The organism is Streptomyces sp. NRRL S-350, from assembly GCF_000719705.1.
GTDB lineage: Bacteria > Actinomycetota > Actinomycetes > Streptomycetales > Streptomycetaceae > Kitasatospora.
The window spans coordinates 153,318-169,884 of record NZ_JOHO01000005.1 but is presented as its reverse complement, the minus strand read 5'-3'; the positions used below and the strand labels follow the sequence as shown (position 1 = coordinate 169,884).

The window sequence follows — 16,567 nt, the reverse complement described above, 5'->3', positions numbered from 1 at the left end:
GGGTCGTGAGCGACAAGGCCGACCCGAATCCGTACACCATCCGCCCCGCCGACGGCGGCACCGGCGACGCCCTTCGTGACGTCGAGCTGGAACTCTCCAAGCGCTGGCCGGAGAACAAACTGGAGCCCTCGCTCGACCGGGTCGAGGCGCTGATGGACATCCTGGGCCAGCCCCAGCGGTCCTTCCCCTCCATCCACATCACCGGCACCAACGGCAAGACCTCCACCGCCCGGATGATCGAGCAGCTGCTCAACACCTTCGAGCTGCGCACCGGCCGCTACACCAGCCCGCACGTGGAGTCCGTCACCGAGCGGATCAGCCTGGACGGCGCCCCGATCACCCCCGAGCGCTTCGTCGAGGTCTACCGGGACATCGAGCCCTACGTGCAGATGGTCGACGCGGCGCAGCCGGTGCCGATGTCCTTCTTCGAGGTGCTGACCGGCATGGCCTACGCCGCCTTCGCCGACGCCCCGGTGGACGTCGCCGTGGTCGAGGTCGGCATGGGCGGCTCCTGGGACGCCACCAACGTCATCGACGCCGCCGTCTCCGTGATCACCCCGATCGGCCTGGACCACACCGACAAGCTCGGCGGGACCACCGGTGAGATCGCCGTCGAGAAGTCCGGGATCATCAAGACCGGCGCCGTCGCCGTCGTCGCCCAGCAGCAGCTGGACGCCGCCCAGACCATCCTGCGCCGGGCCGTCGAGGTGGACGCCACGGTCGCCCGCGAGGGCATGGAGTTCGGCGTGATCCGCCGCGAACTCGCCGTCGGCGGCCAGCTGGTGACACTGCGCGGGCTCGGCGGCGAGGAGTACGAGGACGTCTTCATCCCGCTGCACGGCGAGCACCAGGCGCACAACGCGGCGCTGGCGCTGGCCGCGGTCGAGGCCTTCTTCGGCGTCGGCGGCGCCCGCGGTGGGCAGCTCGACACCGACAAGGTCCGTCAGGCCTTCTCCGGCGTCTCCTCGCCGGGCCGCCTGGAGATCGTCCGCCGCAGCCCCACGATCGTCCTGGACGCCGCGCACAACCCGCACGGCGCCCGCGCCACCGTCGCCGCCCTCACCGAGTCGTTCGGCTTCACCCGGCTCGTCGGCGTGATCGGCACGTCCGTCGACAAGGACGTGGCCGGCGTGCTGGAGGCCTTCGAGCCGATCCTGGCCGAGGTCGTCATCACCCAGAACTCCACCCACCGCGCGATGGACGCCGACGAGCTCGCCGCCCTGGCCGTCGAGGTCTTCGGCGAGGACCGCGTCCAGGTCGAGCCCCGGCTCGACGACGCCATCGCCGCCGCCGTCACCCTCGCCGAGGAAGAGGGCGACCTCGGCGGCGTCGGGGTGCTGGTCACCGGTTCGGTCATCACGGTGGGCGAGGCCCGCCTGCTGCTCGGGAGGAAGTGACATGAGGACGCTCTGCTCCTCGACGCTGATCGGCGAGGCGCTGCTGGTCATGTTCGCGGCACTGGTCGCGATGCGGCTCACGGACGTCTCCACCGGTGAGATCTGGACGGTCAGCGGCATCGCGATGGCCCTGTGCGTCGCGCTCTGCGGCATGATCGACCGGCCCGGCGCGGTGCCCGTCGGCTGGGCGCTGCAGATCGGCCTGATCGCCAGCGGTTTCATCCTGCCCACCATGTTCGGCCTCGGCGTGGTCTTCGCCGGACTGTGGTGGTGCTCGGTGCACTACGGCCGCAAGGTGGACGCCTTCAAGGCCGCCCGCGCCGCCGAGGCGGCCGCCGCGGTGCAGGTCTAGGCACGTCCAGGAGCCGGACCGGCGGACCGACACGCCGTGTACGCAAGGTAGCCTCTGGCGTGTCGGCCCACCCGTCGACCCGACTGCCTGCCGAACCGAATCCCCAGGAGAAGCACCGTGTCCCAGCGCACTCTCGTCCTGCTCAAGCCCGACGCCGTCCGCCGCGGCCTGGCCGGCGAGATCATCAGCCGCATCGAGCGCAAGGCCGGCTGGCGCTTCGCCGCCATCGAGCTGCGCACCTTCGACCGGGCGACGCTGGAGCAGCACTACGCGGAGCACGTCGGCCGCCCCTTCTACGAGCCGCTGCTGGAGTTCATGACCTCCGGCCCGTCGATCGCGCTGATCGTCGAGGGCGAGGAGGTCGTGCGCGGCATCCGCATGCTGGCCGGCGCCACCAACCCGCTGGAGGCCGGGGCCGGCACCATCCGCGGCGACTACGCGACGATCACCCGGGAGAACCTGATCCACGCCTCCGACTCCCCGGAGTCCGCCGAGCGCGAGATCAAGATCTTCTTCCCGGCGCACGCCTGAGCCGAACCGGGTGACGCACCCGAAGGACCGAGGGCCTGCCCCGGTCGGGACCATTGGCCCGGCCGGGGCATTCTTATCGGGAAATAGGGAACTGGGGTCGCCGACACGGCGTCCCAATCCTCGGAGAAGCGATCACGCTCCGGACAATGGACGGTATGCCCCACGTCGACGTCCGTACCGCGCCGCGTGACTACGATGGACGCGACTCAAGGGCCCGGTAAGGCAGCTCAGCTGGTCTCCGCCCAAGCGTGGGCGCACGCAGTCGTCCACCCCTCATGAACTCCGAGCCCGGGAAGGCACCCACACTCCATGGCGAGCAACCTGTCGTTCATCGGCCGCGACTTGGCGATCGACCTCGGAACTGCCAACACGCTGGTGTACGTCAGGGGCAAGGGCATCGTCCTGAACGAGCCGTCAGTGGTCGCGGTGAACACCAACACCGGCGGCATCCTCGCCGTCGGCGCCGAGGCCAAGAAGATGATCGGCCGCACCCCGGGCAACATCGTCGCCATCCGCCCGCTCAAGGACGGCGTGATCGCCGACTTCGAGATCACCGAGCGAATGCTGCGGTACTTCATCCTCAAGATCCACCGCCGCCGCTACCTCGCCCGCCCGCGCGTCGTCGTCTGCGTGCCCTCCGGCATCACCGGCGTCGAGCGCCGCGCCGTCATCGAGGCCTCCTCGCAGGCCGGCGCCCGCCAGGTGCACATCATCGAGGAACCGATGGCCGCCGCCATCGGCGCCGGGCTGCCCGTCCACGAGGCCACCGGCAACATGGTGGTCGACATCGGCGGCGGCACCACCGAGGTCGCGGTGATCTCCCTCGGCGGCATCGTCACCGCCCAGTCCATCCGGGTGGCCGGCGACGAACTGGACAACGCGATCGTCCAGCACATCAAGAAGGAGTACTCGCTGCTCCTCGGCGAGCGCAGCGCCGAACAGATCAAGATGAGCATCGGCAGCGCCTTCGGCCTGGAGGGCGAGAAGGACGAGCACGCCGAGATCCGCGGCCGCGACCTGGTCAGCGGCCTGCCCAAGACCGTGGTGATCTCCGCCGCCGAGGTCCGCGAGGCCATCGACGAGCCGGTCAACGCGATCATCGACGCGGTCAAGACCACCCTCGACCAGTGCCCGCCCGAGCTGGCCGGCGACGTCATGGACCGGGGCATCGTGCTCACCGGCGGCGGCGCCCTGCTGCGCGGCCTGGACGAGCGGCTGCGCCGCGAGACCGGCATGCCGATCCACATCGCCGAGAACCCGCTCGACTCCGTGGCGCTCGGCTCCGGCAAGTGCGTCGAGGAGTTCGAGGCGCTCCAGCAGGTACTCGACGCCCAGCCTCGCCGTTAGCACCACGAACGCCATCCGACACTGAACGGGCGGCCGCCCGGGCCCCACAGCCCCGAGCGGCCGCCAGGTACGAAGGGGCAGTACCAGCACCGTGAGGGACACACGAGAGAGCCGGCTGCTGCTCATCCTGCTGGTGGCCGTCGCCTTCGCGCTCATTACCGTGGACATCAAGGGCGGTGAGGACTCCCCGCTCGGCCCGGCCCGGCACGCCGCCGCAGGCGTCCTCGGCCCGGTCGAGCGCGCCGCCGCCACCGTCGTCGACCCGGTCGCCGACACCGTCCGGGCCTTCCGGGACACCGCGACCGACAGCGGCCGCACCGACCAGCTCGCCCGCGAGAACACCGAACTGCGGCAGAAGCTCGCCTCCTCCGACATGGCCGCCGGGCGCACCAAGCAACTCGACGAGCTGCTGCGCACCGCCGGCGCCGGCGGCTACACCGTCAAGGCCGCCCAGGTCATCGCGATCGGACCGGCCCAGGGCTTCTCCTGGACCATCACCATCGACGCCGGCAGCGACGACGGCCTCACCCGCGACATGACGGTGATCAACGGCCAGGGACTGGTCGGCCGGATCACCACCGTCGGGCCGACCACCGCCACCGTGCTGCTCGCCTCCGACCCCGGCTTCTCGGCCGGCACCCGACTGGAGGGCAGCGGCGAGATCGGCTTCGCCTCCGGCGGCGGCGACAGCCCGATGAAGGTCTCGCTGCTCAACGGCAAGGCCCAGGTCAAGGCCGGCGACCGGCTCGTCACCTTCGGCTCGCAGAGCGGCCGCCCCTTCGTACCCGGCGTGCCGGTCGGCAAGGTCCTCGAGGTCCAGGCCAACGCGGGCCAGCTGACCAAGACCGTCCTGGTCGAGCCCTTCGTCCAGTTCACCCGGCTGGACCTGGTCGGCGTGGTGGTCGTGCCGCCGCGCGCCGACCCGCGCGACGCCGTCCTGCCGCCGGCCCCCGCCGCGGGCCAGGGCCAGGCCCCCGCCGCCGCGTCCGCCGCCCCGCCCGCCAAGCCCACTGGGGGGAACTGAGCCATGCGCCTCGCCCGCATCCCCGTCTCCGCCTGCCTGATCCTGTTCGGCCTGATCCTCCAGGTCAGCGTCTTCGGCCGGCTCCAGCTCCCGGGAGCCACCCCGGACATACTGCTGCTCGTCGTGGTCGGCCTCGCCATGGTCTACGGGCCCACCGGCGGCTGCCTGGTCGGCTTCTCGGCCGGCCTGCTGGCCGACCTCGCGCCGCCCTCCGACCACGCGATCGGCCGCTACGCGCTGGTGCTCTGCCTGATGGGCTACACCGCCGGACTGCTGCGCTCCGACCACGGGCGCCAGCGGTCGGTCTCCGGCTCGCTGCTGGTGGTGGGCGTCGCGGCGGTCGCCTCGACCCTGCTCTACGCGATGGTCGGCGCCCTGGTCGGCGACACCGCGGCCCGGCACGTCGGCCTCGGCGGCCTGGTGATCAGCGCCCTGCTGTACGACCTGCTGCTGGCGCCCTTCGTGGTGCCGCTGGTGATGCTGCTCGGCCGCCGCTTCGGGCGCGACCCGGTGGCCGCAGCCGACGACGACGAGAGCGGCTCGGGCCTCGGCACGCTGGCCCGCTACCGCACCACCCGCGAGGCCTCCTCCGGCCCGGGCTTCAAGAAGCGGCGCGTGCCCGGCTTCGCCCGCCGGCCGTAACCCGGCCCGGCCCCGACCTCCCGACCTCCCCGCATCCTGGAGCGCACGAGACGTGAGCAACATCCCCGAGACCGGCCGCACCCGGAGGGTGACGATCCGTCTGGTGGTGCTGCAGATCCTGGTGCTGTCGCTGCTCGCCACCCTCGGCGGCCGACTGTGGTACCTGCAGATCCGCAACGCCAAGGAGTACACCGCGAAGGCGACCGGCAACCACATCCGCGAAGTGGTCGAGCCGGCCGTCCGCGGCGAGATCCTGGACGCCTCCGGCCGGGTCCTGGCCGGCAACGAGACCCGGCTGGTCGTCTCGGTCAGCCGCACCTCGCTGATGCAGCAGAAGGACGGCGGCAAGGCGGTGCTGGCCCGGCTCGCCGACGTGCTCGGGATGCCGGCCAAGGACGTCCAGGAGAAGGTCCGGCTCTGCGACGCCAAGACCCCGCAGCCCTGCTGGAACGGATCGCCCTACCAGCCGATCCCGGTCACCAAGGAGGCGACCACCCAGCAGGCGATGCAGATAATGGAACGCCGCGAGGACTTCCCCGGGGTCACCGCGCAGCCCACCGCCGTGCGCCGCTACACCGGCGCCGAGGGCGCCAACCTGGCCCAGGTGCTCGGCTACCTCTCGCCGGTCACCGACGACGAGGTCAGCAAGACCGCCACCAAGAGCGGACTGGACCGCTACCTGCCGGCCGACCAGATCGGCCGGGCCGGACTGGAGTCGGTGTACGACCGCGACCTGCGCGGCACCGCGGGCATCACCCAGCTGGAGGTGGACAACCTCGGCCGGGTGATCGGCACCGCCGGCGCCGTCGCCCCGCAGACCGGCGACAACCTGGTCACCAGCATCGACGCCCGGGTGCAGAAGGTCGTCGAGGACAACCTGGTGCAGGCGATGAACGACGCCCGGAACACCTTCGACAAGGTCACCAACCGCAACTACGAGGCCGACTCCGGCGCCGCCGTGGTGATGGACGTGCACACCGGGCGGATCATCGCGATGGCGAGCGCGCCGACCTACGACCCCAACCTGTGGGTGGGCGGCATCAGCGGCAAGGACTACCAGTCGCTGACCAGCAAGGAGTCCAACTTCCCGCTGCTCAACCGGGCCATACAGGGTCAGTCCGCCCCCGGTTCGACCTTCAAGGTCATCTCCACCACCGCCGCCGTGCAGGCCGGTTACTCGCTGGACGGCACCTACCCGTGCCCGAAGAGCATGACCATCGGCGGCCGCGAGTTCAAGAACTTCGAGAGCGAGAGCTTCGGCTCCATCACCCTGGAGAAGGCGCTCGAAGTCTCCTGCGACACCGTCTTCTACGGCCTGGCGAACGACCAGTGGCTCAAGGACGGCGGCATCAAGCCGAAGAAGGACCCGGCCGACTGGTTCTTCAAGACCGCCCACGAGTTCGGCCTCGGCGCCAAGACCGGCATCGACCTGCCGTCCGAGGTGACCGGCCGGGTGCCGGACCGGCAGTGGAAGCAGTCCTTCTACGACAACAACAAGGACGCCTGGTGCGCGCAGGCGCAGAAGGGCGGCACCAGCTTCTCCGACCAGATCGCCAAGGAGAACTGCGTCGACGGCTACCAGATGCGCGCCGGTGACGCCGTCAACTTCGCGATCGGCCAGGGCGACACGCTGGTCACCCCCGTCCAGATGGCCCGGATCTACTCGGCGCTGGCCAACGGAGGCACCTTCTACCGGCCGACCATCGCCAAGGCGGTGATAAGCCCGGGCGGGGACCTCGTCCGCGAGATCGCCCCGCACGAGGACGCCAAGTTCCCCGGCGACCAGAAGCTGCTGAGCTACATCAACCAGGCCACCGAGGGCGTCGTCAAGAGCGGTACCGCCGCCTGGAAGTTCTCGCAGGCCGGCTGGCCGCAGGACAAGATCGCGCTGCACGCCAAGACCGGCACCGCCGAGGTCGAGGGCAAGCAGACCACCTCCTGGCTGACCACGTACAGCAAGGACTACGCCGTCGTCATGACGATCAGCCAGGGCGGCACCGGCTCCGGCGGCTCCGGCGACGCCGTCCGCCGGATCTACCAGGCGATGTACGGCGTGGACGACAAGGGCAACATCGACAACGGCAAGGCGCTGCTGCCGGCCCCCCAGGGTGAACTGCCCAAGTTCAACCCGGACGGCACCGCGATCATCAAGCCGGCCTCCTACACCGCCGACCCGGCCCCGGCCGGCCCGGTGGCGGGCACCCCGGCCCCGGCCGCCGCGCAGGCGGCCGCGGCTCCGGCCCTCGTGCCGGCCCCGGCGCTGCTCGACCCGGCCGCCGCGCAGGCGGCCCCGGCGGCGGCCTTCCTCGACCAGACCCCGCCGGCCGACCGGCCGGCGTCGTACACCGCGGCCGACGCCGCGCTCGAACCCGGTCGCGGCCCGGGAAGGGGACGGGCATGACCTCCTACGGCTCCTACCGGCAGCTGAGGCTGGCCCCGCAGCGCAGCGGGGTCTCCAAGGCCCTCGCCAAGGACTCCCCCCTGTGGCGGCTGGACTGGATACTGCTGCTCGCCGCGCTGGCCCTCTCGGCAGGCAGCTCGCTGCTGGTCTGGTCGGCCACCCGCGGACGCGACTCGCTGACCCACGGCGACCCGCAGTACTTCCTCTACCGGCACCTGACCAACTTCGTGGTCGGACTGGTGCTGTGCGCCGTGGTGATAGGGATAGGGAGCCGTCGCTTCCGCACGATCGTGCCGTTCCTGTACGTCGGCGTGATCCTGATGCTGCTGGCGACGCTCAGCCCGCTGGGCTCGACCATCAACGGCGCGCACTCGTGGATCCAGCTCGGCGGCGGCTTCTCGATCCAGCCCGCCGAATTCGCCAAGCTGGGGATCGTCCTGGCGATGGCGGTCGTGCTGTCGGACCAGGTGGACGCGGGGGAGCGGGAGTTCCCGTCGCACCGGGCGGTGTTCCGCGGCCTGGTCTGGGCCGGGCTGCCGATGTGCATAGTGCTGCTGATGCCGGACGCCGGGTCGGTGATGGTGATGGCCGCGATCGTGTTGGGCATCCTGCTCGGCTCGGGCGCGGCGAACCGCTGGGTGCTCGGGCTGCTGGTGGCGGGCACCGGCGGGTGCGTGGCGATCTGGAAGTTCGGGCTGCTGAGCAAGTACCAGATCGACCGCTTCGCCGCCTTCGCCAACCCGCAGCTCGACCCGAACGGCGTCGGCTACAACACGGCGCAGGCCCGGATCGCGATCGGCTCGGGCGGCCTGACCGGCAAGGGCCTGTTCCACGGGACGCAGACCACCGGGCAGTTCGTGCCGGAGCAGCAGACCGACTTCGTGTTCACCGTCGCCGGCGAGGAACTGGGCTTCGTCGGGGCGCTGGCGATAATCCTGCTGGTCGGCGTGGTGCTGTGGCGGGCCTGCCGGATCGCCCGCCAGGCGACCGACCTGTACGGCACGATCGTGGCGGCCGGGATCATCGCCTGGCTGTCCTTCCAGGCCTTCGAGAACATAGGGATGTGCCTGGGGATCATGCCGGTCGCGGGCATCCCGCTGCCGTTCGTCTCGTACGGCGGGTCCTCGATGTTCGCGAACTGGCTGGCGGTCGGACTGCTGCAGGCGGTGCGCAGCCAGCGGCCGATAGCGGCCTAGGGGAGTGTGGCGCGGGGCCGGTCCGGGACTTCCGGGCCGGCCCTTCGCGTTCGGACTTCCTTGTGGAGTCAAGTAGTTGACTTGACGTCAGGCCAGCGGGTGCGGCAAGTGTTCAGGGCGCCTGGAGCAGGCAGTCGGCGGCGGCGAGGACGGTGCGGGTCTGGTGGGCGAGTTGCTCCTGGACGGGCACCCAGCGCGCGCCGAAGCGGTTCCGCAGCCGGTCCAGGCTGTCGGCGACGACGGCCCGGGCGCGGTCGCGGGCGGCCTCGGCGGCCGGGCCACGGGCGTCCGCGAGCAGCCGCAGCAGGATCGAGGCGGCCCGCAGCGGCAGACGGGCCGCGACCAGGCCGGCCGTGGTCACCCGGGAGGACGTGAGCGGCTGGGCGGGCCAGCGGTCCAGCCACTCCTGCGCCACCCGCGGCGCCACCGCCAGACTGAACTCGGCGGTGCGCACCAGCGGGCCGTACGCCTCGTGCCGGTGCACGGGCACCCGCGCCAGCACGGTGCGCAGTTCCTCGGCGCGGGCGGTGAGGTCGCGGGCCGCGGCGCCGAGGGCCTGCGGGCCGGCGGGGTGGGGGCGGCCGTCGCCGACCGCGTCGACGGCCCACATCGGGACCTCCACGACGGCGGTGACCGCGCCGTGGCGGGCGGCGTGGGACCAGGTGGAGAGCTCGGGCTCGTCCGGCAGCGCCCGGGAGACCCCGGTGCTGCCGGGGCCCGGCATCAGGTAGGTGCCGGGGGCGGGGCTGGTCCAGCCGATCGCGTCGTAGGAGTCCACGTCCAGCGGCAGTCCGGCCCGGTCGGCGGAGCGGGCGAAGCGCTCGGCGAGGCCGGGGACGGGGCCGGTGAGCTGGACGAAGGCGCCGCCGAAGTCCACCCCGTGCAGCGAGCACTGCAGGAACGGTCGCAGCTCGTCGATGAGGCCGGTCAGCGCCACGCTCTCCGGCATCGGCGGACGGCCGGAGCCGGGGGCGGGCAGCAGTTCGGGCTGTTCCTCGAAGGCGGGGCGGAAGAAGTGCTCGTAGTGGCGGCGCATGGTGAGCGGGCCGTCGAGCCAACCCGCGTTGAGTGCCGCGCCGTCCGGGTCGAGGCAGAGCAGCAGGTGCCAGGAGAGGCCGGGCCGGGCAGGGCGTTCCAGCAGCACCTCGGCCAGCCGGACCGCCCCGGCGGTGCCGATCGGTTCGTTGGGGTGCGGGCCGCCGACCACCAGCACGGCGCGCGGGCCCCGGTCGACGGAGAGCAGCAGCAGTGGCCGTCCGGCCCGGGACCGGCCCACCTCGCGAAGTCGGCAGCGGTCCGGGTGGCGCAGGGCGAGGCGGCGGGCGGCGCACTCGGCCTGCGCCGGTGTGGGATAGCGGGCCGGCGGCCGGGTGTCGAGGGCCCGGAGGGGGCGGATCCGTCGGCCGGTGTCGGTCATGGTTCTCCTTGCGGTTCTCCTTGCGCCGGTCGTACGGCCGCCAGGGCGCGCGGGCGTGCGGGTGCGCCACCTGGCACGGCGTGCGGGCGGGGTGCGCGGCGGGGCGCGGGCGGTGCGTGGGTGGGGGCGGAAGCGGAAGCGGGGGCGGACGGCGCCGGGGACTTCGGCGAGGGCCCGAGCGTACGACCCAACTCCCTTGTCCGGAAGGGGTGCAGAAGGGCTCGACGGTTCTTGGCGGAGCCCTGTCAGTACCGCACGGGCCGTCCGGGCGCGTCAACGGCGGACGGCACGGCCCGGCGGGCGCGCACCGCGCGTGCCGGGCGGGTGCCGGGCGGGCGCCGCGCAGGCCCGGTCGCGCCGGAGCACGGAAGGCCCGCGAACCGGGGCAGACGGCCCGTTCCCCGGATTGGGCTACCCTTGAGGGTCACCCCTCCCGTGCCGACTCGCGGCACCGAATCACGTCGTAAGGGTTCCTAGTACATGACTGTCGAATCGGTCTTCCCACGCCTGGAGGCACTCCTCCCGCACGTCCAGAAGCCGATCCAGTACGTCGGCGGCGAGCTCAACTCGACCGTCAAGGACTGGGACGCCTGCGACGTCCGTTGGGCGCTGATGTACCCCGACGCCTACGAGGTCGGGCTGCCCAACCAGGGCGTCATGATCCTCTACGAGGTGCTGAACGAGCGCGAGGGCGTCCTGGCCGAGCGCACGTACAGCGTCTGGCCGGACCTCGAGGCGCTGATGCGCGAGCACGGCGTCCCGCAGTTCACCGTGGACGCCCACCGCCCGGTGAAGGCCTTCGACGTCTTCGGCCTGTCCTTCTCCACCGAGCTCGGCTACACCAACATGCTGACCGCGCTCGACCTGGCCGGCATCCCGCTGGAGGCCAAGGACCGCACCGACGAGGACCCGATCGTCCTCGCCGGCGGCCACGCGGCCTTCAACCCGGAGCCGATCGCGGACTTCCTGGACGCCGCGGTGGTCGGCGACGGCGAGCAGGCCGTGCTCGACATCACCGAGATCGTCCGCGCCTGGAAGGCCGAGGGCCGCCCGGGCGGGCGCGACGAGGTGCTGCTGCGCCTGGCCCGCACCGGCAGCGTCTACGTGCCCAGGTTCTACGACGTGGAGTACCTGGCCGACGGCCGGATCGGCCGCGTCGTGCCGAACGCCCCCGGTGTGCCGTGGCGGGTGTCCAAGCACACCGTGATGGACCTCGACGAGTGGCCGTACCCCAAGCAGCCCCTGGTGCCGCTCGCGGAGACGGTGCACGAGCGGATGTCCGTGGAGATCTTCCGCGGCTGCACCCGCGGCTGCCGCTTCTGCCAGGCCGGCATGATCACGCGCCCCGTGCGGGAGCGAAGCATCACCGGCATCGGCGAGATGGTCGAGCGCGGACTGAAGGCGACCGGCTTCGAGGAGGTCGGCCTGCTGTCGCTGTCCAGCGCCGACCACACCGAGATCGGCGACATCGCCAAGGGCCTGGCCGACCGCTACACCGAGGACAAGATCGGCCTGTCGCTGCCGTCCACCCGCGTCGACGCCTTCAACATCGACCTCGCCAACGAGCTGTCCCGCAACGGCCGCCGCTCGGGCCTCACCTTCGCCCCCGAGGGCGGCAGCGAGCGCATGCGCAAGGTGATCAACAAGATGGTGTCGGAGGAGGACCTGATCCGCACCGTCGCCACCGCCTACGGCAACGGCTGGCGCCAGGTGAAGCTGTACTTCATGTGCGGCCTGCCGACCGAGACCGACGAGGACGTGCTCCAGATCGGCGAGATGGCGAAGAACGTCATCCAGAAGGGCCGCGAGGTCACCGGCCAGAACGACATCCGCTGCACCGTCTCCATCGGCGGGTTCGTGCCCAAGCCGCACACCCCCTTCCAGTGGGCCCCGCAGCTGTCCGCCGAAGCCACCGACGCCCGCCTGGCCAAGCTGCGCGACTCGATCCGCGGCGACCGCAAGTACGGCAAGAACATCGGCTACCGCTACCACGACGGCAAGCCGGGCATCGTCGAGGGCCTGCTCTCCCGCGGCGACCGCCGCATCGGCGCCGTCATCCGCGCGGTCTACGAGGACGGCGGCCGCTTCGACGGCTGGCGCGAGTACTTCTCCTACGACCGCTGGATGGCCTGCGCCGAGAAGGGCCTGGCCGGCACCGGCGTCGACGTCGACTGGTACACCACCCGCGAGCGCACCTACGAGGAGGTGCTGCCCTGGGACCACCTGGACAGCGGCCTCGACAAGGACTGGCTGTGGGAGGACTGGCAGGACGCCCTGGAGGAGGTCGAGGTCGACGACTGCCGCTGGACCCCGTGCTTCGACTGCGGGGTGTGCCCGCAGATGGACACGGCCATACAAATCGGCCCGACGGGCAAGAAGCTGCTCCCGCTGACGGTCGTCAACGCCGCTGAGCAGCAGAAATAGCCCGCAGGATGGGTGACACGGTCAGCGAGCTGTGTGACTTAATTCACAGGCTTCCGGAGAGTGGGCGGGAGCTCGTCCTGGGCGCGCTCGGCATGACGAGCGCCCCGGGCGGCCCCGCCCGCCCAAGGGAGGCCCGGCAGGGCGGCCAGAGGACCCCTCTGCCCGCCGCCCGGAGTGCCCCGGGCATCGAGTCCTCGATCGAGTGGGTCTGAGGCCCTGAGGCGACGCATAGAGCCCTCCGCGATTCTGTCGAAGAGGGCTCTTGTGCTTCTTGGGAGTGCTTCCCACCTTCGAGTGACGGCCGACCGCTGTCAGCTACTCACTAGGAGTGGCAGGTGCGCGCCGGCCGACTTGGACAGACTCTCGGGATGGCCATGTCCGTCTTGACTGGCCCGTTTGACGCCGCGACTGATGATCCCGTTCCGGACGCGGCCATGCCCTAGCGTGCGCAGATGCGAACGTTCCGGCTCGTGAAAGTCATCGCCCTCGACACGGTCGCGGGCGAAGTAGGGAGTGCGGAGCGCCGTCCCGTGGCCAACTGGCCTGGGCGGCGCTCTGTCTTTACCGCTGGTTCCCTGATGCGCGCTGCCCAGCTCAGGGCCGGGAGAGTGGGTCTGCCATTGGCGAGATGGCATTGGTAGATGCAATCTGAGAGGGGATGGTTCGCCTCAGTGACTTTGGTGAATTTCCGACCCCTAAACGTTCGATGGGGAATAGGGCCTGCATTGCACTGGGCTGGGCCTTGATTCTCGAGCCGTGGGAGTAAACTATGCACATAAAACCTTGGGCGCTCATCGCGGAAATGCGGGCGGATCGTATAGGGCGCGACGCCGTGACCGCCAGGCTTAGTTCTCTTAACTGGGGGGCGCTTCAGGAACTCCAGTACGCGTATGTTGCAGATAGTGTGGCCGCCGTCCACTTGGCGGTGAAAAAATCACGGAACTGGCCGCCATGGAGTATAGCCAGGCAGCGGGAGTCCGTGCAGACCCTTGTCCATGCTGCCGAAATGTCAGTTCTCCCAATCTTGACTGAAATTCAACTGCAGGCTGAGCTGCCCAGGATGCAGCGCTCAATTGATGACTATCTACCGAGAGAGGATCTTCGGCGGGCGTGGGTCGATGAGTGTCTGGGGGGCCGAATCAAGGAATGCTCGCCGCACGGAGGCCGCTTCACCGATTACGAGCGTGAGCGTCTATCCTCCGCTTTGAGCTGGGCATACTATGTCAACAGTCTCAATCGTGCACGCCTTATATCCTTCCATCGAATGTTGGTCTGGGCGGCGGTGTCACTCTTCGCTATACTCGTGGCTCTCTCGCTCGTTCAGGTTTACGTCTGGCCGCACGTACAGATTGTGTGCCCGTCTGTATGTCCCACAAGCGGCGGGGGTGAATCGCGTCGAGGTGACGTGGTTATCGTTGCGATCTTCGGGGTTATTGGTGGAGCCCTTGCCGCGGTGCGGGCGATAGCAAGCGCGCGTCGAGCGATTGATCCATATGCCATTCATGCAGCCCAGGCATTTCTCAAGGCGATGGCGGGAGGGGTTACGGCAATTGTGGGGGTCATGCTGCTCAGTGCGGCTAGTATTAAAGCGCAGAACTCTATCCAGGTCCTGTCCTTCGCTATCGTTTTCGGCTACTCGGAGGAACTGGTTACTCACATGATTTCAAAGAGGGAGGAGGCGCTTCTGAAATCTGCCGTACCTAGCGTGCCGGAAGGAGAGCGGAATTGATGATCGGCACGCGATCCCGCGACGCCCGTCGTCGAGCGCAGCGACAGTCGAGCCCTGCCCCTTACGGGAGAGGGCTCGACTGGGGGTGCTCGGTCAGGCTGACAGTAGTTCGCGTGCCCGGTCGTTGAAGTCGGCTACGAGGGCGTGGCGGCCGAACGGCACCATCTGCTGCTTGAGGTTCTGGACGGCCTCGATGGCGCAGGACGACTTGACCTGGCTGGTGAGCGTGAGGGTCCGCAGGCCGGCGGCGTGTGCGGCCTCAAGGTCCCGGCGCTGGAGATGGGAGACCGCGAGGGCGGCGTGCGACATGGCGCCGCGCCTGGCGCGCTTCTGGGCGCGGGCGTGGTCGATGGACAGGCGGGCGTGCCGCTCGGACTCGGTAGCGTCGCCAAGGCCCTGGAAGGTGTGGGTCTGGTCCTGGCGGCCGAAAGTGCTGTGCCGGACGCAATTGCGTTCTCGTGGGCGATGGGGGACCGCCACGGCCTGTCCTTTCGCGCGGACGCCATCACCCCCGTTCCCGTTTCGGCCCCGGCGGCCTCCCGCAAGGGTGGCGACGCCTGATGAGCAGCGCGACGCGTGTGAAGCTGCGTGGCCTGCTGCGCTAACTCGGGGACCTGGCCGAAGAGGTTGACCCGTTCGGGCGAGACGACGAGGGCGCCCCGCTCTTCGACCACATCGCCGTCGTCGCGACCAAGGCCGCGGGCCGGGCTCGTGATCTGGAGACCGAGGCTCACAACACGGCCATGGAGAACGGGGGACGGCGGTGATCGTTCTTCAGCTTCTCTGGGTGGTACTCCTGGCGACGGTGCTGATCCTGCTGAGCACGGCTCCGGGTCTTCGGCGCAACCACCCCTACGCGTGGTGGTGCCTGATCGGCTACCCGGTCGCAGTCGTGCGGGTCCGGGTGACGTGGCGCCGGCTGACCACGAACCTCGGGCTCGCGGTGGCCAAGCGTCCCGGTCGGGCGTTGCTCGGAGACATGGTTGTCCGTGGTGATCCGCTGCGGGCGGTCCCTCCCCGGTTGGGCATCCCGAAGCTGAGGCGGGGCGGCCTGGACGTGGCGGTGCGGCTGCACCCGGGGCAGGTGCCGGAGCACTTCGTCTCCGCGGTCGAAGCGCTCACCCACGCCTGGCGAGCCCACGCGGTTCGGGTGTTCTCGGACGAGCGTGGGTTCGTGACCCTGTCCGCGCTCGCCTGGGACCCGCTGCGGGCACCCGTCGTGCCCTACCAACTGAAGCAGCGCGTACTGCGCGCGGTGGTCGGCCTGCTGGAGGACGGCCGCGCCTGGGTGATCGACTTCCGGCGCGCCCCGCACTGGCTGATCGTCGGCGCAACCCGCTCCGGCAAGTCGACCCTCATCGCCTCACTGGTGAAGGAACTCGCGCCGCAGCGCGTCGCCCTGTTCGGCATCGACCTGAAGGGCGGCATGGAGCTGTCGCTGTTCGAGGACCGGTTGTCGGCCTTGGCGTCCACCTGGTCATCGCCGGACAGCGGGTCGGATCCGACCTCGGCCTCGGCGTCACCGCCCTGCGCGCCCAGTTGGCCGGGCGCATCTGCCGCCGGGTGAGCGACCCTGCAACGGCGGAGATGGCGCTCGGCGACCTCAACAAGGACGCCCTCGAAGCCGCCCAGCGCATCACCCTCGCCGAACAGGGCGTCGCCACCACCGCCGACACCGACGGCCGGTGGACCAGGGCCCGCTCCATCCACGTCACCCCCGAACAGGCCCGTCGGACCGCCAGGAAGCACGCCCGGCTCGCGCCGGCCTGGCCCGGCCTCCACCAGACGGACGAGCCGAGCGAAGGGGTCTACGCCTGATGGACATGACCGCGGTGCTGGTCGCCTTCCTCGCCGTCGTCACCTACCTCCTGGTCCGCTCCGGCGAACTGCGCACCTGGCACATCGTCCTGGTCGGCCTCCTCGGCATCTACCTCGACCGCATCGGCTGGACCGACCCCGTCGTCCACGCCGGCACGTGGATCCTCCAAGGCTTCACCCACACCACCTGAAAGACGTGATCACCGTGCCAACCCACCCAACCCCCACCGGCGGACCGACCCCGATCCGCCGGTGCCCCTCCACCTGCCCACACGCCACCCCCGGCCGA

General features: G+C 70.5%; 14 protein-coding genes and 1 pseudogene. 13 read left to right on the top strand and 2 right to left on the bottom strand.

Annotation, left to right across the window (positions count from 1 at the left end; all coding sequences use genetic code 11):
• Positions 1-5 precede the first annotated feature (5 nt).
• From folC to rodA, 8 genes are all read left to right on the top strand, one after another.
• Positions 6-1,397 (top strand): bifunctional tetrahydrofolate synthase/dihydrofolate synthase, encoded by a 1,392-nt coding sequence (folC, locus tag IF30_RS0107645; protein ID WP_030233805.1) that lies wholly within the window; start codon positions 6-8, stop codon positions 1,395-1,397.
• 1 nt (position 1,398) lies between these two features.
• Positions 1,399-1,749 (top strand): DUF4233 domain-containing protein, encoded by a 351-nt coding sequence (locus IF30_RS0107640; RefSeq protein ID WP_030233802.1) that lies wholly within the window; start codon positions 1,399-1,401, stop codon positions 1,747-1,749.
• 117 nt (positions 1,750-1,866) lie between these two features.
• Positions 1,867-2,280, top strand: a complete 414-nt coding sequence (ndk, locus tag IF30_RS0107635; protein WP_030233800.1) for a nucleoside-diphosphate kinase — start codon at positions 1,867-1,869, stop codon at positions 2,278-2,280.
• Positions 2,281-2,601: 321 nt separating this feature from the next.
• Positions 2,602-3,627, top strand: a complete 1,026-nt coding sequence (locus tag IF30_RS0107630; protein WP_030233797.1) for a rod shape-determining protein — start codon at positions 2,602-2,604, stop codon at positions 3,625-3,627.
• Between the two features lie 91 nt (positions 3,628-3,718).
• Positions 3,719-4,651, top strand: a complete 933-nt coding sequence (gene mreC, locus IF30_RS0107625; protein ID WP_030233795.1) for a rod shape-determining protein MreC — start codon at positions 3,719-3,721, stop codon at positions 4,649-4,651.
• 3 nt (positions 4,652-4,654) lie between these two features.
• Positions 4,655-5,293 (top strand): rod shape-determining protein MreD, encoded by a 639-nt coding sequence (gene mreD, locus IF30_RS0107620; RefSeq protein ID WP_030233791.1) that lies wholly within the window; start codon positions 4,655-4,657, stop codon positions 5,291-5,293.
• 52 nt (positions 5,294-5,345) lie between these two features.
• A complete protein-coding gene (gene mrdA, locus IF30_RS0107615; protein WP_037899247.1) occupies positions 5,346-7,694 on the top strand; it encodes a penicillin-binding protein 2 in 2,349 nt (782 codons plus the stop codon).
• Positions 7,691-8,890, top strand: coding sequence for a rod shape-determining protein RodA (gene rodA / locus IF30_RS0107610; RefSeq protein WP_030233785.1), 1,200 nt, complete (start codon positions 7,691-7,693; stop codon positions 8,888-8,890). The genes mrdA and rodA overlap by 4 nt, the downstream gene beginning before the upstream one ends.
• 112 nt (positions 8,891-9,002) lie before the next feature.
• Here rodA and IF30_RS0107605 read toward each other — a convergent pair whose 3' ends face one another.
• A complete protein-coding gene (locus IF30_RS0107605) occupies positions 9,003-10,307 on the bottom strand; it encodes a M14 family zinc carboxypeptidase (protein WP_051709419.1) in 1,305 nt (434 codons plus the stop codon).
• 480 nt (positions 10,308-10,787) lie between these two features.
• On the opposite strand from IF30_RS0107605, the gene IF30_RS0107600 reads away from it, so the two are divergent.
• Positions 10,788-12,731 (top strand): TIGR03960 family B12-binding radical SAM protein, encoded by a 1,944-nt coding sequence (locus IF30_RS0107600; RefSeq protein WP_030233779.1) that lies wholly within the window; start codon positions 10,788-10,790, stop codon positions 12,729-12,731.
• Between the two features lie 769 nt (positions 12,732-13,500).
• Entirely contained in the window at positions 13,501-14,460 is a 960-nt protein-coding gene (locus IF30_RS47575; protein WP_158834819.1) for a hypothetical protein, read from the top strand.
• A 93-nt stretch (positions 14,461-14,553) separates the two neighbouring features.
• Here IF30_RS47575 and IF30_RS0107590 read toward each other — a convergent pair.
• Positions 14,554-14,835, bottom strand: a pseudogene (locus tag IF30_RS0107590) (transcriptional regulator); the annotation flags it as partial.
• Positions 14,836-15,223: 388 nt separating this feature from the next.
• On the opposite strand from IF30_RS0107590, the gene IF30_RS41090 reads away from it, so the two are divergent.
• Genes IF30_RS41090 through IF30_RS0107580 form a run of 3 tightly spaced genes read left to right on the top strand, consistent with a single transcriptional unit; the run spans position 15,224 to position 16,469 of the window.
• Positions 15,224-16,027: an FtsK/SpoIIIE domain-containing protein gene (locus tag IF30_RS41090; protein WP_051709417.1), complete on the top strand. Its 804-nt coding sequence runs from the start codon at positions 15,224-15,226 to the stop codon at positions 16,025-16,027.
• Positions 16,024-16,278: a hypothetical protein gene (locus tag IF30_RS50545; RefSeq protein ID WP_324605624.1), complete on the top strand. Its 255-nt coding sequence runs from the start codon at positions 16,024-16,026 to the stop codon at positions 16,276-16,278. The genes IF30_RS41090 and IF30_RS50545 overlap by 4 nt, the downstream gene beginning before the upstream one ends.
• On the top strand, positions 16,278-16,469 hold the full coding sequence (locus tag IF30_RS0107580; RefSeq protein ID WP_030233770.1) for a hypothetical protein: 192 nt from the start codon (positions 16,278-16,280) through the stop codon (positions 16,467-16,469). The genes IF30_RS50545 and IF30_RS0107580 overlap by 1 nt, the downstream gene beginning before the upstream one ends.
• The last annotated feature ends 98 nt before the right edge of the window (positions 16,470-16,567 follow it).